The 22,074-nt window shown below is 58.1% G+C and carries 23 protein-coding genes; 15 read left to right on the forward strand and 8 right to left on the reverse strand.

From position 1 onward, the window contains the following. Nucleotides 1-882: a 4-(cytidine 5'-diphospho)-2-C-methyl-D-erythritol kinase gene (locus tag ACVDG9_RS14910; protein WP_447238348.1), complete on the forward strand. Its 882-nt coding sequence runs from the start codon at nucleotides 1-3 to the stop codon at nucleotides 880-882. 97 nt (nucleotides 883-979) lie between these two features. Here ACVDG9_RS14910 and ACVDG9_RS14915 read toward each other — a convergent pair whose 3' ends face one another. Then, nucleotides 980-1,996, reverse strand: coding sequence for a polyprenyl synthetase family protein (locus tag ACVDG9_RS14915; RefSeq protein ID WP_023001041.1), 1,017 nt, complete (start codon nucleotides 1,994-1,996; stop codon nucleotides 980-982). A gap of 174 nt (nucleotides 1,997-2,170) precedes the next feature. On the opposite strand from ACVDG9_RS14915, the gene ACVDG9_RS14920 reads away from it, so the two are divergent. Both ACVDG9_RS14920 and ACVDG9_RS14925 read left to right on the forward strand, forming a co-directional pair. Further along, complete coding sequence (locus ACVDG9_RS14920) at nucleotides 2,171-2,407, forward strand: putative signal transducing protein (RefSeq protein WP_055654874.1); 237 nt, start codon at nucleotides 2,171-2,173, stop codon at nucleotides 2,405-2,407. Nucleotide 2,408: 1 nt separating this feature from the next. Then, nucleotides 2,409-3,218 carry a tRNA1(Val) (adenine(37)-N6)-methyltransferase gene (locus tag ACVDG9_RS14925; RefSeq protein WP_447238349.1) on the forward strand — a complete coding sequence of 270 codons (810 nt, stop codon included), beginning with the start codon at nucleotides 2,409-2,411 and terminating at the stop codon, nucleotides 3,216-3,218. Between the two features lie 17 nt (nucleotides 3,219-3,235). Here the strand turns inward: ACVDG9_RS14925 and ACVDG9_RS14930 are convergent, their stop codons facing one another. Together ACVDG9_RS14930 and ACVDG9_RS14935 are read right to left on the reverse strand one after the other, a co-directional pair. Next, nucleotides 3,236-3,508, reverse strand: a complete 273-nt coding sequence (locus ACVDG9_RS14930; RefSeq protein ID WP_031269297.1) for an usg protein — start codon at nucleotides 3,506-3,508, stop codon at nucleotides 3,236-3,238. A gap of 147 nt (nucleotides 3,509-3,655) precedes the next feature. Continuing rightward, nucleotides 3,656-4,003, reverse strand: a complete 348-nt coding sequence (locus ACVDG9_RS14935; RefSeq protein WP_353653764.1) for a c-type cytochrome — start codon at nucleotides 4,001-4,003, stop codon at nucleotides 3,656-3,658. A 163-nt stretch (nucleotides 4,004-4,166) separates the two neighbouring features. Here ACVDG9_RS14935 and ACVDG9_RS14940 point away from each other — a divergent pair, with 163 nt between their 5' ends. From ACVDG9_RS14940 to ACVDG9_RS14950, 3 genes are all read left to right on the forward strand, one after another. Beyond that, complete coding sequence (locus tag ACVDG9_RS14940; protein WP_023001036.1) at nucleotides 4,167-5,099, forward strand: AAA family ATPase; 933 nt, start codon at nucleotides 4,167-4,169, stop codon at nucleotides 5,097-5,099. A 50-nt stretch (nucleotides 5,100-5,149) separates the two neighbouring features. Continuing rightward, nucleotides 5,150-6,364, forward strand: coding sequence for a vWA domain-containing protein (locus ACVDG9_RS14945; protein ID WP_447238350.1), 1,215 nt, complete (start codon nucleotides 5,150-5,152; stop codon nucleotides 6,362-6,364). Nucleotides 6,365-6,723: 359 nt separating this feature from the next. Continuing rightward, a complete protein-coding gene (locus tag ACVDG9_RS14950) occupies nucleotides 6,724-7,599 on the forward strand; it encodes a hypothetical protein (protein ID WP_447238351.1) in 876 nt (291 codons plus the stop codon). Between the two features lie 51 nt (nucleotides 7,600-7,650). Here ACVDG9_RS14950 and ACVDG9_RS14955 read toward each other — a convergent pair whose 3' ends face one another. Further along, nucleotides 7,651-8,130: a L,D-transpeptidase gene (locus ACVDG9_RS14955; protein WP_228866662.1), complete on the reverse strand. Its 480-nt coding sequence runs from the start codon at nucleotides 8,128-8,130 to the stop codon at nucleotides 7,651-7,653. Nucleotides 8,131-8,481: 351 nt separating this feature from the next. Here ACVDG9_RS14955 and ACVDG9_RS14960 point away from each other — a divergent pair, with 351 nt between their 5' ends. Further along, nucleotides 8,482-9,096 carry a YceI family protein gene (locus ACVDG9_RS14960; RefSeq protein WP_023001032.1) on the forward strand — a complete coding sequence of 205 codons (615 nt, stop codon included), beginning with the start codon at nucleotides 8,482-8,484 and terminating at the stop codon, nucleotides 9,094-9,096. A gap of 77 nt (nucleotides 9,097-9,173) precedes the next feature. On the opposite strand, the gene ACVDG9_RS14965 is transcribed toward ACVDG9_RS14960, so the two are convergent. Continuing rightward, nucleotides 9,174-10,277 carry a branched-chain amino acid ABC transporter substrate-binding protein gene (locus ACVDG9_RS14965; protein WP_447238352.1) on the reverse strand — a complete coding sequence of 368 codons (1,104 nt, stop codon included), beginning with the start codon at nucleotides 10,275-10,277 and terminating at the stop codon, nucleotides 9,174-9,176. 323 nt (nucleotides 10,278-10,600) lie between these two features. Between ACVDG9_RS14965 and ACVDG9_RS14970 the strand changes: the two genes are divergently transcribed. From ACVDG9_RS14970 to ACVDG9_RS14985, 4 genes are all read left to right on the forward strand, one after another. Continuing rightward, on the forward strand, nucleotides 10,601-11,128 hold the full coding sequence (locus ACVDG9_RS14970; protein WP_023001030.1) for a flavin reductase: 528 nt from the start codon (nucleotides 10,601-10,603) through the stop codon (nucleotides 11,126-11,128). Nucleotides 11,129-11,182: 54 nt separating this feature from the next. Continuing rightward, complete coding sequence (locus tag ACVDG9_RS14975) at nucleotides 11,183-12,187, forward strand: P1 family peptidase (RefSeq protein WP_023001029.1); 1,005 nt, start codon at nucleotides 11,183-11,185, stop codon at nucleotides 12,185-12,187. 68 nt (nucleotides 12,188-12,255) lie between these two features. Next, nucleotides 12,256-12,774 carry a DUF3833 family protein gene (locus ACVDG9_RS14980; protein WP_077292627.1) on the forward strand — a complete coding sequence of 173 codons (519 nt, stop codon included), beginning with the start codon at nucleotides 12,256-12,258 and terminating at the stop codon, nucleotides 12,772-12,774. A gap of 88 nt (nucleotides 12,775-12,862) precedes the next feature. Further along, a complete protein-coding gene (locus ACVDG9_RS14985; RefSeq protein WP_447238353.1) occupies nucleotides 12,863-14,350 on the forward strand; it encodes an MltF family protein in 1,488 nt (495 codons plus the stop codon). A 72-nt stretch (nucleotides 14,351-14,422) separates the two neighbouring features. On the opposite strand, the gene ACVDG9_RS14990 is transcribed toward ACVDG9_RS14985, so the two are convergent. Next, complete coding sequence (locus tag ACVDG9_RS14990) at nucleotides 14,423-15,004, reverse strand: NAD(P)H-dependent oxidoreductase (protein WP_447238354.1); 582 nt, start codon at nucleotides 15,002-15,004, stop codon at nucleotides 14,423-14,425. Between the two features lie 117 nt (nucleotides 15,005-15,121). Between ACVDG9_RS14990 and ACVDG9_RS14995 the strand changes: the two genes are divergently transcribed. Next, nucleotides 15,122-15,739, forward strand: a complete 618-nt coding sequence (locus ACVDG9_RS14995; protein ID WP_447238355.1) for a TetR/AcrR family transcriptional regulator — start codon at nucleotides 15,122-15,124, stop codon at nucleotides 15,737-15,739. Nucleotides 15,740-15,794: 55 nt separating this feature from the next. On the opposite strand, the gene ACVDG9_RS15000 is transcribed toward ACVDG9_RS14995, so the two are convergent. Then, the gene (locus ACVDG9_RS15000) at nucleotides 15,795-16,280 is read right to left on the reverse strand and encodes a YcgN family cysteine cluster protein (RefSeq protein ID WP_055654901.1); all 486 of its coding nucleotides are present in this window, start codon (nucleotides 16,278-16,280) and stop codon (nucleotides 15,795-15,797) included. A 220-nt stretch (nucleotides 16,281-16,500) separates the two neighbouring features. Between ACVDG9_RS15000 and ACVDG9_RS15005 the strand changes: the two genes are divergently transcribed. From ACVDG9_RS15005 to ACVDG9_RS15015, 3 genes are read left to right on the forward strand one after another with little or no spacing between them, the layout of a single operon-like run. After that, a complete protein-coding gene (locus ACVDG9_RS15005) occupies nucleotides 16,501-18,714 on the forward strand; it encodes a transglycosylase domain-containing protein (RefSeq protein WP_447238356.1) in 2,214 nt (737 codons plus the stop codon). Further along, the gene (locus tag ACVDG9_RS15010; RefSeq protein ID WP_023001022.1) at nucleotides 18,711-19,391 is read left to right on the forward strand and encodes a DUF1214 domain-containing protein; all 681 of its coding nucleotides are present in this window, start codon (nucleotides 18,711-18,713) and stop codon (nucleotides 19,389-19,391) included. The genes ACVDG9_RS15005 and ACVDG9_RS15010 overlap by 4 nt, the downstream gene beginning before the upstream one ends. Beyond that, entirely contained in the window at nucleotides 19,388-19,951 is a 564-nt protein-coding gene (locus tag ACVDG9_RS15015) for a DUF1254 domain-containing protein (protein ID WP_023001021.1), read from the forward strand. The genes ACVDG9_RS15010 and ACVDG9_RS15015 overlap by 4 nt, the downstream gene beginning before the upstream one ends. 63 nt (nucleotides 19,952-20,014) lie before the next feature. Here the strand turns inward: ACVDG9_RS15015 and ACVDG9_RS15020 are convergent, their stop codons facing one another. After that, nucleotides 20,015-21,796 (reverse strand): tetratricopeptide repeat-containing sulfotransferase family protein, encoded by a 1,782-nt coding sequence (locus tag ACVDG9_RS15020; protein WP_447238357.1) that lies wholly within the window; start codon nucleotides 21,794-21,796, stop codon nucleotides 20,015-20,017. Nucleotides 21,797-22,074 lie beyond the last annotated feature (278 nt).

Raw genomic sequence — 22,074 nt, forward strand, 5'->3', positions numbered from 1 at the left:
ATGGCCCTCGCCTCAAAGTCTTCCCCCCGGGTGGAGCTGGCCCGGGCCAAGGTGAATCTGGCACTGCATATTACAGGTCGGCAGCCGGACGGCTATCATCTGCTGGATTCGCTTGTGGTCTTCCCCCAGATCGGCGACAGACTGGCGATAGAAGCTGCCGGTGAACTCGACCTGCAAGTCGAAGGCCCGTTTGCGCGAGACCTGACGGGCCCGGTCGAAGAGAACCTTATCCTGAAGGCCGTGCGCAGCTTCGCCGAAAAGGCCGGTATTGAAGTTCCACAGGTTCGTCTGACACTGACCAAACGCCTGCCTGTCGCTTCCGGCATCGGTGGCGGCTCCAGCGATGCCGCTACCACCTTGCGCCTTCTGGAGGACTTCACTGGCACCTATCTTGCCGAGGAAGATCTGCACGCGCTGGCGCTGACGCTTGGGGCGGATGTACCGGTTTGCCTGTTTCCGGAACCCCAGATCATGCGCGGCATCGGCGGCGACCTGAGTGCCGGTCCGGACCTTCCGCCTTGCGGTATCGTGCTTGTAAACCCGAGGGTCGGCGTATCCACTCCGGAAGTCTTCAAGTCCATGGAGCAGCGGGACAACGCTCCCATGGATCTCATGCCGGAAAAGTTTGAAACGCTGGCCTCGCTGGTCGCCTATCTGGCAAGCTGCCGAAACGATCTGCAGAACCCGGCGAAAGGTCTGTGTCCTGAAATCGGTCAGGTTCTTTCCGAGCTGGAAGCCGATACCCGCGTCGACCTTGCAAGGATGTCCGGCTCCGGTGCGACCTGCTTCGGCCTGTGTGAGTTGAATGCCGCCATGGACGTCGAACGTGCATTGCGCAGCAGCCATCCCGACTGGTGGATCGCCTCCGGGCCGCTCTCCTGACAAAACGCAGAGTTGGCTTTTAAAAAACAAAGAAAAAGCCGCCATTTCGTAAATGGCGGCTTTTCAATTTCGTCAGAAAAACAAATACTTGTAAGCGTTAGCTCACACGCGAGATGCAGAAGGCAACTGCATCGCCCAAGGCATCGCTATGCGCACCGGACGGCAACGTGTCCAGTGCGGCAAGAGCCTTGTTGCCGTAGTCCTTCGCCCGCTCGACCGTTTCAGACAAGGCGTCGTATTTCTTCAAAAGCTCGATGGCCTGTTCCAGATCACCGTCCTGGATTTCTTCGCCTTCCAGGCAACGTCGCCAGAAGTCGCGATCTGCATCAGTGCCACGGGCAACGGCCAACACCACCGGCAGTGTGATCTTGCCTTCGCGGAAATCGTCGCCGACATCCTTGCCGAGATCTGCGGAAGAGCCACCATAGTCGAGCGCGTCGTCAACTAGCTGGAACGCATAGCCGAGTTCCATTCCGTAGGTCCGCGCGGCCCGCTTCATTTCGACTGACTGCCCGGCAATCACGGGGCCGACTTCGGCAGCAGCGGCAAACAGAGCAGCGGTCTTGGCCTCGATCACCCGCAGATAATCTGCTTCGGTCGTCGCGATGTTCTTTGCAGCGCCAAGCTGCAGCACTTCGCCTTCGGCAATGACTGCGGATGCCGTGGAGAGGATGCGCAGCGCTTCCAGCGAACCGACATCGACCATCATCTTGAAGGCCTGTCCGAGCAGATAGTCGCCGACAAGAACACTTGCCTGGTTCCCCCAGAGCTTGCGCGCTGCAAGCTTGCCCCGACGCATGTCGCTTTCGTCCACGACATCGTCATGCAACAGTGTGGCGGTATGCATGAATTCCACGCTGGCCGCCAGCGTGACATGACCATCGCCCTGGTAGCCGAACATCTCGGCACAGGCCAGCGTCAGCATCGGCCGGAGCCGCTTGCCGCCGGAGGAAATCAGGTGCTTGGCGATTTCCGGGATCAATTCAACATTCGATCCTGCCTTCGACAGGATCAGATCGTTGACCTCGCCCATGCCGCCGGACACCAGATCAACGAGCGACTGAATGCTCGGACGGCGCGGCTGATCGTCTGTATAAGTTGCAACAACGGCCACTAATGGCACTCCCTGAATATTTGTGCGGACAATATGTTGCGAACGCCTTCGGGGCAAGCCGCCAATCCATTGACAAACTGTTGAAATGCCGCAATCAGCTGGTTTTGCTGTAAACCGGTCGGATGAGGCTTTCCATTCGGCCGCAGGACATGGACCGCTAACGCCGGGAATCTTATGGAAGAACTAGTCAGAACAAACGATCCCGTCCTGATTTCCTTTCTGGAATCGATTCTTGAAGATGCCGGCATCAAACATTTTGTCGCAGACGGCAACATGAGCATTCTGGAAGGTTCGCTGGCCATGATCCCGCGCCGCATTCTTGTCGATTCAGACCAGATCCAGATGGCGCGCAAGCTGGTGCGAGACGCCGGTCTGGAACATGAACTGCGCCCGGAAAGCGGCCGGGCCTGACATGACTTCGCCGACGGACAGCACCGAATGCACATCTCAGGAAACGACCCATGACGCCTTTCTGGGTGGCAAGGTCTATGTGCATCAGCCCAAGCGTGGCCGGCACAGGGCGGGCCTCGACGCGGTCTATCTGGCGGCGGCCCTGCCCGATGGTACCCGGGGGCATGTCATCGACCTTGGCGCAGGTGTCGGCACCGCCGGGTTTTGCGCCGCGGCGCGCTTGCCGGATATTCGGGTAACGCTGGTCGATATCGACGAGACCGTGCTTGCCCTTGCCCGTCGCGGCCTTGAAGACCCCGCCAATGGCGCGTTTTCCGCCCGTGTTTCCCTTCTGGAGGCTGATATTACGGCCAAGGGAAGTGCGCGCCACGCAGCCGGTCTTACCCCCGCAATGGCGGACCATGCCATCATGAACCCGCCCTACTATGAGGCGGACCGTTTCCGGGCATCGCCCAACAGTGCTCGTGCCGGCGCGCATATGCTCGATGACCGGGGACTGGAGCCATGGGCGAAAACAGCAACGGATATTGTCAAGGAAGGCGGCAGCCTGACCGTCATCTTTCGGGCAGACGGTCTGCAGGAACTGTTGAGCGTTCTCAAGGGCCGGTTCGGCGCAATTGAAGTCATTCCGCTTCGTCCGAGACAGGAAGCGGCAGCAACACGTGTTCTGCTGCGCGCCATTCGCGCCAGCAAGGCCCCCTTGCGGCTGATGCCGGGGTTCGTATTGCATGAGGGGGACGGATCCGAATTCACCCCTCAGTCAAAAGCCGTCATGCGTGATGGCGAAGGACTTGGCCTCAGCGCGCGCTGATTCCTGTCCCGTTCATCTCAGTGCACCACGATTTCTCCGTCCGCGTAGCGGAAATCAACCGGCGAGATCAGAGTCTGATGCGCAACGCGAACGGAATGGATGCGACCTTCTATCTCCCGTTCCCAGAACACGAGAAACCTGGTCAATTCGGGAAATTTCGGCGCCAGGTCTTCCGTTTGCCACAGGAAACTCTGCAGCAACTTCGGATGATCAGGCAGACGGTAGAGGATTTCCGCCGTCATCAGTCCATAGCCGAGAAGGCGTTTTTCAAAGTCAGAGCTGGTTTTCATGCCAATCCTTTCTTCTGTGCAAAGAAAGATTGTCACGGAAATCTGGTTAACCAAACCCGACTTTTGGATATTTACTGTTTAAAAACAGCAATTTAGCAGCACTCGACAGGCACTGCTAACAACAGGAGCCATGGGCTGCAAAAAGCATCATTTCACTTGGATGGTGGTCAGATACCCCAGAAAGGCGTCGATGTCATCCGGCTCCAGCGCGAATTCCGGCATGTTGTCATGTGCCGTCACGATGCCTTCCGCCAATGGTTCTTCCAGGCTTTCCAGCGGATACCGGCTGGAAAGATCACGAAAGGCAGGAGCACCGGCCTGTGCACTCTGGTCGTCCCTGCCGACTGCATGGCAGGTAGCACAATGGATTTCCGCCAGCTCCCGGCCGGTCGCAACGCTCACCGGATCCGTCGGATAAGCTCCGTCAGAAGCCAGGGCAGACGATGCTGCAAACAGGATGACGGCGACACCAAAAAACGGTTTGCTGCGCAACACTCTACTTCCCTCCCTTGAATCAGTTTCGCTTTTATAGAAGGTTCGAAAACAGAAACCCATTAGGGGGAACACGGTGGCCACGAAAAATGTGCCTTCAACACCAATGTTCTCGACGCCAGTATCTCTATATAACCGGGATCACCACCCGTTCACCGGAGGAAACATGAACCAGCTGCCGGCTTCCATTGACGACACTCTCGCCCTGATGGATCAGGCGGGCTACGTGGCCGACCGGTCGCTTGCTACCGTTCTGCATCTGGCCCTGAAGATGAAACGCCCCCTGTTTCTGGAAGGCGAAGCCGGTGTCGGCAAGACGGAAATTGCCAAGGTCCTGTCGTCGACCCTCGGAAGAGACCTGATCCGCCTGCAATGCTATGAAGGCCTCGACGTCGCCTCAGCGGTCTATGAGTGGAACTACCCCGCTCAGATGGTCGAAATCCGTGTCGCGGAAGCAGCCGGCGACACTGACCACTCCGAGCTTTCCAAATCGATTTTCGACGAACGCTTCCTGATCAAGCGCCCCGTGCTGCAGGCGCTCGAACCTTCGCTGGCAGGCGCGCCGGTGTTTTTGATCGACGAACTCGACCGGGCGGACGAAGCGTTCGAAGCCTTTCTTCTGGAAGTTCTGGCCGATAACCAGGTGACGATTCCCGAGCTCGGCACCGTGAAGGCAGCAGAGCCGCCCATCGTCATCATCACCACCAACCGCACGCGTGAAATTCACGATGCCCTGAAACGCCGCTGTCTCTACCACTGGGTCGACTATCCCGATGCCGAGCGCGAGCTGGAGATTGTCCGCCGCAAGGTTCCCGGTGCCGCCCAGCGCCTTGCAAGCGAAGTGGTTGCCTTCGTGCAGAAGCTGCGTGCCGACGAGGATCTTTTCAAGCAACCCGGTGTCGCCGAAACCCTGGACTGGGCGACAGCTCTTTCCGAACTCAACGAAATGGCGCTCGATCCGGACATGGCATCCGACACGCTTGGCGTTCTGTTGAAATACCAGGACGACATCGAACGCGTCCGCGGCTCCAAAGTGCGCCAGATGATCGACGACATCCGCAAGGACGCTCCGCACCAGCAATCCATGCCGGCGGTTTGAGCAGGTGACAAGACCACAAGGGGCCCATCACACTCATCCGGGAGGCTGCAATGCCCCCCTCTCCTGAGTTGCGATCGCGGATCACGGACAACATCGTCTATTTCGCGCGAACGCTGCGCAAGGCGGGCGTTCCCGTCGGCCCCGCCTCCGTGGTGGATGCGGTTGCGGCCGTGGAAGTCTCCGGCATCGAAAGCCGTGAGGACCTCTACTGGACACTGCATGCGGTCTTCGTGCGCAAACGCGAACAGAAGGTGCTGTTCGACGAGGCTTTCCGGATCTACTGGCAAAGCCGTGGATTGATCGAGAAGATGCTGGCGATCCTGTCGCCGGTCGCCCCGCCCAGAGGTGAGCCTGAAAAACCGAAGGCCGGCCAGACACGGGTCTCGCAGGCGTTTCAGGCAGCGCAAGAGCGGGTCGCAGAGGAAACCGTTCCCCAGATCGAAATCGATGCAAAGTTCACTGTCTCCGGCAAGGAATTGCTGCAGACCAAGGACTTCGCGCAGATGACGTCTGATGAAATTACCGAAGCCAAGCTGGCGCTCAGGGCCATGACAATGCCTTTGGACAAGATCAAGCTTCGTCGCCTCAAGCCGGCGTCCAGAGGAAAAGTCGATCCACGCCGAACCTTGCGCGCCTCCATGCGGGCCGGTGGTGACATAATTGACCTGAAGTTCCGCAAACCGGCGGAAAAACGGCCACCGCTTATCGCCCTTTGCGATATCTCCGGAAGCATGAGCCAGTACTCCAGGCTTCTGCTGCATTTCCTCCATGGTCTGACCGTGGAACGGCGGGATGTACACACATTCCTGTTTGGCACCCGTTTGACGAACGTCACGAGGCAATTGCGCATGAAGGATCCGGACGAGGCCCTGGAAGCTTGCTCGTCAGGTGTCGAGGACTGGTCGGGTGGCACCCGCATCGCCTCTGCACTGCATGATTTCAACCGGCATTGGTCTCGCCGTGTCTTGTCGGGACAGCCGACCGTACTGCTGATCACCGACGGCTTGGAGCGCGATACGGACGAGGATCTTGAGCGGGAAATGGACCGGCTGCACCGCTCTTGCCGTCGACTAATCTGGCTTAATCCCCTGCTGCGCTTCGAAGGCTTCGAAGCAAAGGCAAAGGGTATCCGCGCCATGCTGCCGAATGTGGACGAATTCAGAGCGGTTCATTCACTCGACGCGGTTGCCGATCTTGTCGCTGCGTTGTCGGGTTCAGGCGGTCGCGACAGCAGTGCCAATCCGAAGCGTTGGCTGAAACCGTAAGTTTGGTAGCCCATTGCGCAGACGTGCCCAATTGATACTCAAAAGTCTGGAAGACGGCGCCTGACTGGCCTGGTTTCATGCAGGTGGAAGCAGGTGGTTTTCTGCTTCAAAATGACGGCATGAACAAAGAGACCCTGCCAGCTTCGTGTTGGGGCACTAGAAGTTGACAGGGTCATTTGAGAGGTCGTTTGCAGGCCTCGGACCCACCATATATTCAATTTCATGAAACTAAATGCGACATGCTGCCTCTGCGGCAGGGTGTGCGCTGCCGCATGAACTTGACCTCGAAAACGCGATTAAACTGCGCTACACTTTTGTGGTGTGAAACAGACGTTACTTCTTGAATTTGCTGCCGCGTTATGACCAGGAACAATAATCAGGATCTCGACAAAACAGTCTACCATCAAGTGATTGGCTGTTCGCTTCTGCTCGTCATCCTGTTTGGTCTGGGACACAACGTCTATCTTTCTTCTGGCGATCCCTTTTCCGGCCCAAAGCCGTCTACTCATCCAATCACGGCACTTGGTTTTCTCATTCTGGCCGGAGCTATCTTCTTTCGCCTGCAATGGGCGCGCTCGGTCTGGCTCAGGAGTACCCTGTGCTGCCTGATGATCCTGCTCTCGGGCCTCCGTATTGCCGAGGCCCTGTTTCCGGATCAGATCACGCTATTTGCCGACAGCTGGCTGTCCCATTCCCTGGAATCGATCAATATGTACGGCCGGTTCTCGATTGAAACGGCTCTCTTCCTGTTTTGCTGCTTCAGTTTCGAGCTTTCCCAGGAACGGCATACTGTCGTCAGGCTGCTCCTGGTGTCTGTCTGCCTGGCCGTATTGTCCTTCGGCTTTGCAGAAACTGTCTATGCGTTCTTTCTGTGGGGGAACGAACTGTCGATGATCACGCAGTTCGGCATGTGGCTGGTGTCGGTAGACCTCCTGGTCCAGATGCGCAATCAGGCTCCTTTCCAGAGCGTGATGCAACCGGGCAGGTCAAATTTCTACCGCCAGTTCACCGCGCTTGCTCTTTACCTGCTGCCCATGATCATCGGCACGGTCGTGCTTCACAAAATGCAGATTTCCCCATCCGAGCAGGCGCCGTTCGAACTGTTCTTCGCGGGAACAAGCTGCCTGCTGCTGGGTGTCGTCCTGATGCTGGGAACCTATCTGGACCGGAAGAAACCCCCGGAAAATGCCTGGTCGGCACCGTCATCCGGACGCAATGGCAAGCGAGACAGGTAAGACTGATCTCCTCGCCAGTTACCGGCTAGCCAACGAATGCACTCGGCTGGTTCACGGCAATGCCACCACAGGCGTGCGAACCGTTACCCTTTGAAACAGGTCCTCGATGTCGTGGTTGGCCATCCGGATGCAGCCATACGAAACCGCGCGCCCGATGGAGCCCGGCCGGTTGGTGCCGTGAATGGCGTAGTTTCCGTTGGACAGCGTCATGGCGGCAACGCCCATCGGGTTGTTGGGCGCGCCACCGCGAATGACCGTCGGCAAATGCGGAAAGTCTCGACGGACTTCGTCCGACGGAGCCCAGTCGGGCTTCACGTATTTAGCCGTTATGAATGCCTGTCCGGTCCAGGATTTTTGCCGTTTGCCGACTGCAACCTTGTAGCGGATCGCCCTGTTGGCGCCGAGCACAAGATAAAGCCGCTTTTCGGAATTCTTTATCACGATAGTTCCGGCGCGAAAGCGGGCATCGGAAAAGCCCACCACTTCGGCGGCATTGGCAGACTTTGGCGGAACACTGATTGCAACAAGCATCATCAAAGGAATGAAAACGCGGAACAAGGAGACCAGACGCATTACAAACTCCATGCAGTTGCGCCGAGATTACCTTGCCCCTTCCCTTGAAAGAACCGGGACAGGCCTATTTTCTTACCAAAAGGTTAATCAGCACTCCAACGTGAAGAGACAATACGGCCAGCCAACTGGTATCTGAGGGTGAGCGAATACCGGTCGAACAATCGCATCTTTGCCTGTGACGGGCGTCACCGCGTCTGACGGAGCCTCATGAGATAGTGCGTCCAAGGCTCGAAGAGAGAGCCTGAGTTTAAAACTTGCGGAACATGGCCGCACCAGTTGCATCGTTGATCTTGTTCAAGGACCTGTCGAATGACCCAAACATCTGCCACGACACGCGGCTTCAAACGCCCCTTTCGAAAAACCGTCGCAACCTTCGCCTGTCTTGTCGCACTCGCCGCGGCACCTTTGCCTTCATTCGCCGGATCCCTGACTGGCACCTACCTGCTGTCACCGGCTCAACTGGCGACCGGCTTTTCTGTCCGGGTCCTCGGACGCGGCCCTGTCACGGGTGAATTCAAGACCGTATCCGGCAAGATGACACTGGACCAAAACCGCCCGGAGAAGAGCCAGGTGGTCGTGAAGGTCGACCTGAGAAGTGTTCACACGAACAACGACAAGGTTACAGGTTTTCTGAAGAGTTCGGCCATGTTTGATGTCGCCAACCACCCGGTGGCCACATTCCAGAGCACCCGGGTTCATATTACCGGCCAGAACACGGCGGAAGTTGAGGGTGTCTTGAACCTTCGCGGAAAGCAGAAACGCACCAAGCTTTCGGTGAAGATTACCGACAGCAAGGCCAACGGTCAGGTCGGATTCGAAGTGTCAGGCGGGTTTTTCCGCAGCCTCTACGGCATGGATGCCGGTTTGCCGATCTACGCCGACAAGGTCAATCTCGAGATCAGAGGCACCGGAAAACGTAGCTGACCTACACCATTTGCCTTGTATTCCTGAGAAGCACGCGTGCCTGCAAGGGCCGCGTGCTCTTGCATTATGGGGCAGATCTAGCGGGCTTCTGGCACAGCATTGCGCCACTCATAGAAAATGTAGTCCGGCAGATTGCTGTCACCGTTGCCGTCGAAGGTTACATCTCCGAGCACCGTGTCGAAGGTTCCTTCCTGAAGAGCAGTCGCCACGCCTTGCAACGCCGTACCACCAGCGACCTCGACAGCCTGTGCCCAGGCCTGAATTGCGGCATAGGTCGTCAATGTGAAGCGATCCGCGGAACCTCCCGCCTCTTCCAGATCAGCAACCAGTTCCTGCGCTTCGGGGCGATCCCGGGGGATCTCCGGATAGGTCAGCAAGGTTCCATTCCCCGCCTCACCTGTTACGGACCAATAGTCTTCCGTCATCAGTGCATCACCGGCCACCAGCACCGCGCCCAACCGCTGACGGTCCATCTCCAGCTTTATCAGCCCCGCTTCCGGGTGATAACCGCCCAGGTAAACAACATCGACGGCCTGAAGCTTCAGTTGCGACACGAGGCTGCGGAAATCGTCACCGCCTGCGTCAAACCCGAGCGCCATGCTCTCGCTGGTTCCCAGCTCGTTCACGACCGCCTTGACCGCGTCAGCAAGACCTTTGCCGTAAGCTGTCTTGTCATGCAGAATTGCAATTCGTTTGTCGCCGAATTCATTCACCAGCAACCTGCCGGCCACGTCCGCCTGCCGGTCATCCCTCGGGGCGAGACGGAAGATGCCTTCGCCTTGCCGCTCATCGGTGAATTTCGGCAAGGTCGTTGCCGGTGACATCTGAACGATCCCCGCACCAGCATAGACTTCAGAGGCTGCAATAGAGCTGCTGAAACAAAGATGGCCGGCAACAAAGACAACGTCTCTGCCGATCAACTGGTTGGCCACGGCCACAGCCTGGTCCGCATCACAGCCATCGTCGACAGTTTCCAGCACCAGTGTCTCGCCGTTGACCCCGCCGGCCGCATTGAGATCGGCAACCGCCCTTTCAGCGCCGATACGCATTTCTTCACCGAAAGCAGCAAACTGCCCTTTCATCGGCCCGGCAACAGCGATCCGGATGTCGGCGACAGCAGGTGTCGCAACGACGCTGTAAGCCAGGAGGCCAGCACTGGCCAGAAACTGCTGAAAGGTCATTCGTCTCCCCAAGATCCGATGATCGCCCCCTACCCCTAGCGCGGCCCGGTCCCCAGCTCAATCCACACTTGTGGCTTAGGTGGCAAATGCGGAACACCTGCCCCATATGAATTCATGAGCTTTCCGGCCCACGACTTCGGTTGGATGGTTTTACGAGACCTTCCGACGCGCGTTCATAAGGTGTTGACCTTGAAATATCAGAAAAACCCGTCTGCCCCGTGTCGAGCACAGCATGGTCTAGGCATCCTTTCCATGGCCGCCTAAACTCCCGTCCGCGTCCGACAGACGAATGATTCCCGCTGAGCCGCCCAGGAGCCGACTTGATGTCCCCAACCTCTTCAGAATCCGAAGACCAGGACAGGCTTCCTCTGGAGACCGCCATTTTCCGGGAAGCCATGAGCCGGATTGCTGCAGCCGTCCACGTGGTGACAACTGACGGCCCCGGCGGCCGCATGGGTGCAACCGTTTCGGCTGCCTGTTCGGTCAGCGACGAACCCGCCAGCATTCTGATCTGCCTGAACAGGAAAACACGCATCCATGGCGCAGTTCTCGAAAACCGCTGCTTCTGTCTCAACACGCTCAGCGACGATCACGAGGAAATTTCCGACACCTTTGCCGGGCGAGACAAGCTGGACATGCCGCAAAGGTTCGAGAAAGGTGACTGGACAAGTCTGGCCACTGGCTGCCCCGCCCTCGACAGCGCGCGTCTCAGCGTCGATTGCGAAGTCTATTCAGTCACCGAAATGGGGACGCATTCGATCATCGTCGGCACCGTGACCGACCTTCGGATGACCGATCCCGGCAAATCCCTTCTCTATGTCCGCCGCGGCTACAAAAGCCTCGACACCTGACACGCAGCCGATCACACTCCTTATCGTCCACCTTCAATCGAGGACCGTCTGCCCATGGCCGGTTTACGCAACCTGATCACCGATGTCCCGGGCCTCAAGGTCGGCAATGCTTCCGATCTTGAACTGAAATCCGGGGCGACCGTGCTCGTACCGGACGAACCCGCGGTCACCTCGGTGGCCATTCACGGCGGTGCACCTGGCACCCGTGAAATCGCGCTCTTGGAGCCGGAGCAGACCGTCGAGAAGATCGACGCCATCGTGCTGGCCGGTGGATCCGCCTTCGGTCTGGATGCCGGTGCAGGTGTCCAGGGACGCCTTGCCGAACTGGGTTACGGGTTCCAGGTCGGCCCGGTCCGCGTTCCGATCGTACCCACCGCCATCCTGTTCGACCTCCTGAACGGCGGTGACAAGAGCTGGGGACAGGCGGCGCCTTACCGCGATCTCGGCCGGTCTGCACTTGATGCAATCGGCCATGATTTTTCCCTTGGTTCCATCGGTGCCGGCACCGGAGCCACCACCGCAAATCTGAAAGGCGGCCTCGGGTCTGCCTCCCATGTACTGGAAAACGGCATCACGGTCGGCGCCATTGTCGCGGTGAACGCGCTTGGGCGAGCAACCGTGGGGGACAGCGCGCACTTCTGGGCGGCGCCGTTTGAAATCGGTGATGAGTTCGGTGGCCTGGGAATGGCGCATCCGCTGCCGCCGGACAGCATCACGGTCCGCACGAAACTTGACGGCCTCAAGGCCGGTGCCAACACCACGATCGCAGCTGTTGCGACCGATGCCATCCTGACCAAGGGCGAAGCGAAACGCCTCGCGGTCATGGCGCATGACGGTTTGGCGCGGGCTCTCTGGCCCGCCCACACACCGCTTGATGGCGATCTCGTCTTCGCCCTCTCCACGGGCCAACGCCGAATGGAAAACGGACTGGAAGACATGGTTCAGCTCGGTGCGGCAGCCGCTTCGTGCCTGGCACGTGCCATCGCCCGCGGCGTCTATAATGCGTCCCCGGCAACCGACGATCCGGTCCCAACGTGGCGAGAGCGGTTCGGAAGCTAGTCACCAGATCCGACGCGCGCCGACATGCGTAAACTGGGCAGATTTTCCTGAAGGAGGTTCTGCCCATCATGACCCGCGTTCACCGTTTTCTGCTTCTCGCAATGTTCGCCATAGGTGTCGCTGCTTCTGTTCCGGCCGACGCCAAATCCCTGGTGCTGGAAGAATTCTTCCGCGGAAAAACGGTGGGCAAGGGCGTTTTTGAAAGCAAGATCGCCGGTGTCTACCGACCATTCACCGTCACGCTGACAGGAACCTGGAACAGCAAGACCTTTACGCTCCGGCTTCGCGAGGACTTCGTCTACGAAGACGGTGAACGCGATACCAAGACCTGGTTCTTCCAGAAGGTTGCCGAAGACCGATACATCGGCCAGAGAGCCGACGTACTGGGTCCGGCAAACGTTCGTACAGATGAAAATGGAGACCTTCGTTTCTCCTACGTCGCGAGCCTTGAGACTGAGAACGGGCCATTGCTGCTTCGTTTTGACGACACGCTGACACAGGTCGACAGAAACACGGTCAGGAACACCGCCAAGGTCATGAAGGCCGGGATTACGGTCGGTACGGTTTCGCTGACATTTAAAAGGTAAAGCTTCCAGGGCTCAGGTACGACTTGGCGCTTGATCGGGAGTGATTTCAAGCTTTTACTCTGCGGATGAAATTGTCCGTGGGGGCTTCATGATACCGATCCGGCACTTCCTGCCACATCTCCTGAACCTGATGTTTTCAATGGCTCTTGTGGTAGCGGGCCTTGCAAGCCAGTCAACCTTGGCAAGCGCGATGGGCACGGGCCTTGCCGAAACGCTTGAAAACAAACTGCTTGAACCGTTCAACGGCGACTTCGACGCCTTGCTCAAGCGTGGCTACATTCGGGTCCTGATCCCGTTTTCAAAGACCGGCTACTTCATCGACAAGGGCGTTCAGCGCGGCAGCTCGGTTGATCTAATGACCGAGTTCGACAAATACCTGGACAAGATCCACAAGAAGAAGGCGAAGGATGCAAAGCTCGTACTTGTTCCGACCCCGAGAGATCACTTGTTTTCAGATCTTGCCGCGGGCAAGGGCGACATCGCGATCGGCAATCTGACCATTACCCGCGAACGGGAAGATCTGGTCGCCTTTTCGTCCCCTTTGCTGAAGGATGTGCACGAAGTACCGGTCACCGCCGCAGGGGTTGGCGACCTTCCCTCACCTGAAGCCCTGTCAGGTCAGACCGTTCACGTCCGGGCTTCGTCTTCCTATTATCAGAGCCTCAAGGCACTTAACGACAGGCTCGGCCAAAAGGGCGCCAAGCCGGTCGACATTGTGACCGCTGACGAGCACATGGAAGACGAGGATCTTCTGGAAATGGTGTCAGCCGGCGCCATTTCCATGGTCATCGTGGACCAGCACAAGGCCGAACTCTGGCTGGAAGTTCTGGACGGCCTGAAGATGCATCCCTCGGCAGCCGTGCGCACGGATGGAGAGATTGCCATAGCCGTTCGCAACAATGCGCCGGACCTTCTGAAGAAAGTCGATGCCTTCGCCGCCACCGTGACAAAAGGCACCCTGCTCGGCAACATCATCCTCAAGCGATATCTGAAAGAGGCCGACTACCTCCGGGACATGCGCAGCGCGGACTACAAGAACGACCTCGCCAGTCTCCAAACCATTTTTCAGAAATACGGCGACGAGTATGAAATCGACTGGCTGTTGATCGCCGCGCAAAGCTTTCAGGAATCGCGTTTCGACCAGAAAGCCCACAGCCGCGCTGGCGCCGTTGGACTGATGCAGATCAAGCCGGCTACGGCCAAAGGCGACCCGATCAACATCAGCGGAATTGATGCAGATCCGGACAAGAACGTTCAGGCAGGCGTCAAATATCTTCGGTACCTTGCCAACCAGTATTTTGCCGGTCTTCAGACACGGGATGCCAACCAGACCTTCTTTGCGCTTGCGGCCTACAACGCCGGCCCCAGCCGGTTTGCCAAACTGCGCGAAAAAGCCAAGCAACAGGGCTTTGACCCGGACAAGTGGTTTGACAACGTCGAGTGGATCGTGGCTTCCGAAATCGGCCGGGAACCTGTCGATTACGTCGGCAACATCTACCAGTATTACGTCGTGTTCTTCAACGAACAGCAGCGTCGGCAAACGGAAGCCGCCGAAAAGGCGGCAGCCGGAAACTAGGATCTCTCGCGAGCCACATGAGGACGTTCAACGAAGGCCGTTTGACGTCCACCATGACCGATGCAAAACGCTTCAGGCAACCTTGCGACCAAGGGCAGCGGCCCGCGCCAGCATCTTCCGCTTTGCCTCGTCGCTCGATCCGCGGATCGGCGAAAACATATGGTAGCCTTTGGGCTTGAGACCGCAGAAATCGAGGATCTGCTTCTCGGTCTGCTTTTTGGCACCGGCACCGTAAATCCAGGTGAAGTACCAACCCGGTGTGTCGGAAGTCACCAGAACCTGCGCGGTGCGGCCCTTGAGCAGTTTCTCAGGCAGAGGCTTGCCTTTCACGTATTGAAAGGACATGCCCGGCAGCAGGATCCGGTCGAACAACCCCTTCAACCTGCCCGGAAGACCGCCCCACCACAATGGGTGCGTGAGCACGAAATGTTCACACCACAGGATATCCTGCCACAGTGCTTCGAGGTCAGGCTCCAGAGGCTTCGCATCCTTGAAGGATGACACTCCGAAATCCGCGTCGAAGTTCAGGTCGGCCAGATGCCTGACCCGCACTTCGTTTCCACCCTTTTGCGCATGATTTGCATATTCCGCCGCGAGGGCGCCGCAAAACGTGTCCTTGGCCGGGTGTCCTTCCAATACCAGTACTCTTGTCATGTCCAACCTTGTGAGCTTGCAGGCGTCAAACGCCAAAATTGACCGTGGTCATTTTTTGACATTCCGCATCACATCCGTCAAGATATTTTTTGACCACGGTCATTTTAACGGAAAATCATGACACGCAAACCACAACAGCGGAGCATTGCCACAAGGGCACGGGTCCTGGCTGCCGCACGCGATCTCAGTCAAAAACACGGATTGGACCTGGTTACCGCGGAAGCGGTTGCTCAGGAGGCAGGTGTCGCAAAGGGGACCGTGTTCTCGCATTTCGGCGATATGGACGGCCTATTGTCCTACGTGCTGCTGGACCGGCTGAATGCCCTGCGTGCAGCAACGTCCGACGAAGCAGCAGAACCCGACCAATTGCCCGACCCTGTCGGACTGCTGACCCGGCGCATAATGGCGCTGATCGACGTCATCACCGACAGCCCGACAATCCTGCGGCTGTTCCTGGACAATATCGGCGTGACCAAACCCAATTGCGCTGCTGAATTTGTCGAAACACTGGACGCCCTCGATGCGGAACTGGAGCATTTCCTGACGTTCTGGCAACAGGAGGCCAGCCTGAAGCCGGAGCTGAGGCAGGACCGATCACCAAAGGAAATGGTCGATGGCCTGATTGCCTTGATGATCCATGGAGCCATCCTGGTCAAAAGCCATCAACTGACTGACCGGGCGGAACTGGAACACAGGCTCCGCCGCCATGTCGAGGCTTTCCTGATCAGACAATGAGAGTGATCAAATCAGGCTCGAATAGTGTGACTGCATCCTGATCGGCAGGGTTAGCTCAACCCTTCCGGTCTTCCGGCATTTCCCCCGGCCAGAACACGACGTGGTTCTCATAGTCTTCCAGAGCCATGCCGTCTTCGGGGATCGTCCGCCCGCGAACGGAAATGCCCGCCTGATGGACTGTTTCAGGATCTCCCGACACCAAAGGATGCCACCAGTAGAGATCCTTGCCTTCCCGCACCAGCCGATAGGCACAGGTTGGCGGCAGCCAGGTCAGTGTCCTCACCTCACCCGGTGTGAGCTGAATGCAGTCCGGCACGATGGTTGCCCTGTTGTCGTAATCCTTGCAGCGGCAGCTCGTGCCATCAAGCAACGTGCAGGCAACATCTGTCCAGACGATTTCGCCGGTGTCCCAGTCCTCAAGCTTGTTGAGACAGCAGCGTGCGCAGCCGTCGCAAAGCGATTCCCACTGGGACTGCGTCATGTCTTCCAGTGTGCGGGTTTTCCAGAACGGAAGCTCGCGTGAGGTATCGTCCACAATCATGAAGTCTTGTGCGCCTTTCTTGGGCCGGAACAATCGGCGCCTATCATGCTACAGGCTGTCGGGCAACCCGGGCGAAAAAACGGGCTGTTTTTCCTCAATGAAATTGCAAGAACTTTAGGTAAACTGTTCCAATGAAAGGGGCACGCTGGCAACCAGTTTGCACGACCTCGAAAAACGGCTAGCTTGGGCCGATCCTTTTTGATCCGGAGACCTTGTTCGCGTGACGGACAAACCGCAATCAGATGATGTCGAAACCGGCAATCCGCCGGCGCAGAAGCCGCCGAAAAAGCGCAATCGTATTCGCCGCTTTTTCCTGGCGATCGATGCCCTTATCGACACGGCCCTGTGGAAGAGCGGAACAGCTATCCGCCGGATATTCGAAGGCTATGACGCCTTCTTGCGGCGGTTCCGGGCCAAGGGAATCTGGCGCGTTCTAGCCGAACTTTCGTCTGACGGCCTGACTTACGGTCTTGCCGGTTTCATCGTGGTGCTGGCCTTCGCCCAGCCAGCCTTCGAGGCAACGCGCTATGCCGACTGGAAGACCACAGACGATTTCGCGGTGACCTTCCTGGATCGCTTCGGCAAGGAAATCGGCCGGCGCGGCATCGTTCTCAACGACAGCGTACCGCTTGAGGAAATTCCAGACTCCCTGATAAAGGCGACGCTCGCCACCGAAGATCGCCGTTTCTTCAGCCACTTCGGGATTGATTTTTTCGGCACCTTCCGGGCCATGGTCGAGAACGCGCGCGCAGGCGGTGTTGTCCAGGGCGGTTCGACGCTCACCCAGCAGCTGGCCAAAAACCTCTTCCTGACCAACGAGCGCAGTCTCAGCCGCAAGATCAAGGAAGCCTATCTGGCGCTGTGGCTGGAAGCGAACCTTTCCAAGCAGGAAATCCTGAAGCTCTATCTCGACCGCGCCTACATGGGCGGCGGCGTCTTCGGCGTGACGGCTGCTTCCGAATTCTATTTCAACAAGAATGTGCGTGAGCTGACGCTTGCCGAAAGTGCCATGCTGGCAGGTCTCTACAAGGCACCGACAAAATACGCCCCACACATCAACCTGCCTGCAGCTCGCGCGCGTGCCAACGAAGTCCTGTCCAACATGGTACAGGCCAGTTTCCTGACCGAAGGCCAGGTGATCGGCGCACGCCGTAATCCGGCCCTGGCTGTCGACAGGTCTCAGGAACAGTTGCCGGAATACTTCCTCGACTGGGCGCTTGAAGAGGTCAAGAAACTTGCACGCCGGTATCCGGCACTCGCCCGCGACCGCATCGTGACCGTACGCACCACACTGGACCCGGCGCTGCAGCGCCAGGCGGATCTGGCCGTGGAAACCGTGCTTCGGGAAAACGGAAATTTGCGCGACGCTCGCGAAGCGGCGATGGTTTCGATGATCCCGGACGGAGCCGTCGTTGCCATGGTCGGTGGCAGTTCCTATGGCGAAAGCCAGTTCAATCGCGCCGTCAACGCGCTGCGCCAGCCAGGATCCTCGTTCAAGCCTTTCGTCTACATGACGGCTTTCATGAACGGTTATACCTCGGACAGCGTGGTCTCCGACCGGCCGGTCTGGATCGGTAACTGGTCGCCCAAAAACTATTCCAGAAGCTACCGGGGCGCCGTCACGCTGAAAACCGCGCTCACCAAGTCCATCAACACCATTCCGGTGATCCTTTCCCTGGATTTCGGCCGGCAAAAAATCATCGATACGGCGTATCGCATGGGCCTGACCCACGAACTGGAAAACTCCGTGTCGCTGCCTATCGGCTCATCTGAAGTCTCCGTCATCGACATGGCATCGGCCTATTCCGTTTTCGCCAATGGCGGAACCAAGGCAGCGGCCTATGCGGTTCTGGAGATCAAGAACAGCGCCGGCAAGGTGCTCTACCGGCGTGAACGCGACGAGCCGCCTGCAGTTCGTGTCCTGCCGGAGGAGAAAGTTCAGGAAATGAACGAGATCCTGGTCAATGTGGTTGAGGCCGGCACGGCCCGCCGGGCGCAGATCGACGGCGTGGTCGCAGCCGGAAAGACCGGAACCACCAACGCTTACCGCGACGCCTGGTTTGTCGGCTACACTGGCAACTTTGCCACGGCCGTCTGGTTCGGCAACGACGATTTTACCTCCACGCGGCGTGTCACCGGCGGCAGCCTTCCTGCCATGGCCTGGCAGAAATACAACGCCTTTGCCCACAATGGCATCGAGCTTGCCCGGATGCCCGGTGTCGATCCGGAAAGCCTGCCGCGACTGGCCCGAACCGCACCGGCAAGGCTGGCTACAGACACCAGCGACACTGCGCAGCCACGGGTCCTGAAACGGCGCACCCAGGATCTCCTCTTGCAGATCGGTCAGGATCTGCGCCTGCTGCTTGACCAAAAGAGCGCCGATGCCGCCCCCGCTCAAGGGCCTGCCAACACCGATGTCGCGGCGGTGCAATGAGCGATACAGGATTCCGGCCCGCACATGGCGAGGCAGACTGGTATGACGAAAGGCTTCCCCGTGCCATCCGCTCGCATCGGGGCAATCCTTTTCGCACGCTCGCCACGGTGACGCTTGTCGTCGTTCTGGCCTCCTTGCTCGGCATAAGCTCCGCCTATCTGATCATCGAGCGGGAACAACCGCTCAATGCGGTCACCATCGGCCCGTGGCACGCCTATCCGAAAGCCGGCACCTCCGAAGCCGATCCCTATTCCGTGGCGATCTACACAAGAGGCGCCGTCATTCCCCTGGCATCGGGCGAAGGGCTTGCTCTGGTCGCGCGCGAAGACAGCAACGGCCACCAGCTTGATCCGACATGTGAGTACCGTATCGCAGGCCAGACCCCCTCTGCACGGCTCTGGACCATGACCGCAGTCGATGGCCACGGCCACCTGGTCAAGACGATGTCCGGCCGGGTGAACCTTGCAAGTGACGCCTTGCTGCGAAACGCGGACGGCACTTTCGAGATCGTCGCCGCCACCCGCCCCCACTCCGGCAACTGGCTGCCCCTGGCGAGCGATGCAAGGGCCGCGGACGGTCTGCGCTTCGTGCTCAGGGTCTATGACGCTCCGGTCACGACCGGTGCAGCCCTAGATGGCGTCAGCATGCCCACCATCGACAGGTTGGGCTGCCCATGACCCTTTCTTCACGTTTTTCCCTGTCGGTTGGCCTGCTGGCCACGCTGTGTCTTGCTGCCATCATTCACATCCTGGTGGTGCTGAGCATTCCCCAGAACGTTCTGCACAGTGCCTATGACAACATCGGAAACCACGGACCGGACCGGCAGTTCAATCTGCTGCCGGATGTCCACCCCGGCGAGGAGGCCTTGCCCGATCTCGATCCGGCCATGAAGCACGCTGCCTGCCGGTTTCAGCTCGCCGACGGGCCGGTTCTCTTCGATGCCAGCATTCCGGTGCCCTTCTGGTCCATAGGACTGTTCAACGCGGCTGGAGAGGCCGTCTACAGTCTCAACAACCGCACCGCGGGTGCCGAGCGCCTGTCAATGCTGGTGCTGACCACGGAACAGCTGTCGATCCTGCGGGAGAACCCGCCGGAAAACCTGGAAGACCTCATCGTCATTGAAACGGAAGAGCCGCTAAGCGGTTTTGCGTTGTTGCGAGCCTATGTGCCCCACCCGACCCGGGCGGACAGCATCGACCGCGCTCTCAGGGCCGCAAGCTGCGGCTCCATTCGCTAAGATACCTGCAATCATGAAAAACGGTCAGGCCGGGACGCTGTCACGCCCCGACGCCGTAACTGGTCACGATATCGGAGAAACCGCGTTCCGCAGGTGAGAAATATCGTTGTCGGGCATACCGGTTGCAAGCGTTTGTTGCTGACCGTAGCTGGATCCGTTGCCAACCGGTGCTGCCTCATTGAGCGGTGACAGCGGACCGAGCGCCTCGAACAGGTCTCCCAGAAGATCCTTGTGACGCTTCCACCGACCGATCGATGATCTGAACATCGGCTTCCGCACCTGGAGATTGGAGAACGTCGTAACGGGACTGTCGCCGTTATAGAACTCCAGGCATTGCTCTTCCCAGTCCATGCCTGTGCACGCCAGCAGCGCCTTGCTTTCCTTTTCCTGGTTATGAACCAGGTCTTCGTAGGAAAGCGTGTGGATGCGAACCGGCAGAACCTTTTCCCAATGTTTCATCAGACCGTCGTAGGCAACGAAATAACTGCCCAGTGACTTCTGTGTCATGGCGTAGTTGTGCGCGGGCGAAAGCGAATGCGACAGGAGCGAAACGCATGTGTCCGCAGGACAGCGAACACAATGGATGAAAGCCGCTTTCGGAAACAGAAGGCTCATAAGCCAGAGTACTTCGAAATTATGCGGCATCTTGTCGGTGACACGGTCTGCCCGCCGATCGATTGCGCTCAGTTCCGCAAGGTACTGCCGTGCAAACTGCTTGAACTCACGCGGCCCGAGGCTCTTCAACCGGTTTTCCAGGGCAGCACTTGGCGCCCCCCGCAAACCCAGGTCCTGCTGCAGCAAGCGGAAATACGGAATTTCCGCACCGCTGGCGATGCGCGAGTGCCGGCTCACTATCTGCTCGGCCAGGGTCGTGCCTGAACGCGGCATGCCGAAAATAAAAACTGGTCGCTCCGAGGGATCCTCAAATTCCGTCCGTTCGGCGAAAAATGCCTCGTTGAACACGTCCTTCATGAAGGCGATGCGCTCTTCATGGGCTTGCTGATCGAACGACTGGTAGCGCAACCGGCGGGCAGAGCGGTAGTGCTGCGCAGCACGCGCGGTGTCTCCCAGGTCGTAGTGGATCTTGCCGGCCGCCCAATGCAGGTGAGCGTGCTCCGGCGCAGGCAGTGCGCTTGCCTGTTTCAACAGGTCATCGATCTTTGCAAGTTCCGCCGGTTCTTCCCTGTAGGTGCGTGCCATCGTCAGGCAGTGAAGGGCCGAGGGCAGTTCCTTGCCCAATGCGATGGCTTTTTCGAACCAGGCGACAGCCTCGTCGATCTGGCCGACAGTGATATCGAGCTGGCCCATGCCGACAAGGGCATAACCATTTTCCGGATCGATCGCCAATGCGCGCTGAAAGCTCTGTCGTGCCAGGAGCGGCTGACGCTTGAGCGTGTAGAGGTCACCGAGATGAGCGTGGAAATCAGCGGCTTTAGGCGCAAGGGCCACGGCTTTCTTCAGCGATTTCAGCGCGCCAGCCAGATCGCCAGCGTTCATGAGGGCCAGACCGAGCAACTGATGCACCTGCGGGTGCTTGCCGGCCTTTCGCTCAGCCTTCCGCAGCATCTCAATAGCAAGCCCAACGTCACCGTTCTGGTAAGCAGCAATGCCCAGCGAAAAATTTGCCTGCGGATTTTTGGGGTCGAGCTTCAGTATCTCCTCAAACATGCTGAGCGCGATTCCAATGCGTCCGGCATGTTGATGGGAGAGCGCTTCTTTGACGAGAAGCGTGATGTTCGGACTCATTCGACCACCTTCAGGTTCCCGGGAGTGACTACCCTGTAAACTAAACGGTTTAGTTCGACGCCTGAAGAACGGCAAGCCACAAAACCCCTTCAAAGACATCCTTTTGCCGGAAAAACGACCAAAATTAGGCTAAGAGCTTGTGATCACGTCTCTTTTTTCAGTGTTCACATTTTTTTGCATTGCAATAAACAAAACTTATGCGCGCATGCCCTTAAGGCAAGTCAATTTGACAAAAAGTGAAGCAGATCAAGTAAAACGAGATTTTGGCTGTTGTGTTTTCGTAAAAAAATAACGCTGAGCGGTATCGTTTAAAAATTTTGAATACGCTTAGCTTACGAAATAAATTCTCATAGGTTTCTTGTAAAAGAACCCGTCCA

The organism is Roseibium sp. RP-7, from assembly GCF_053005225.1.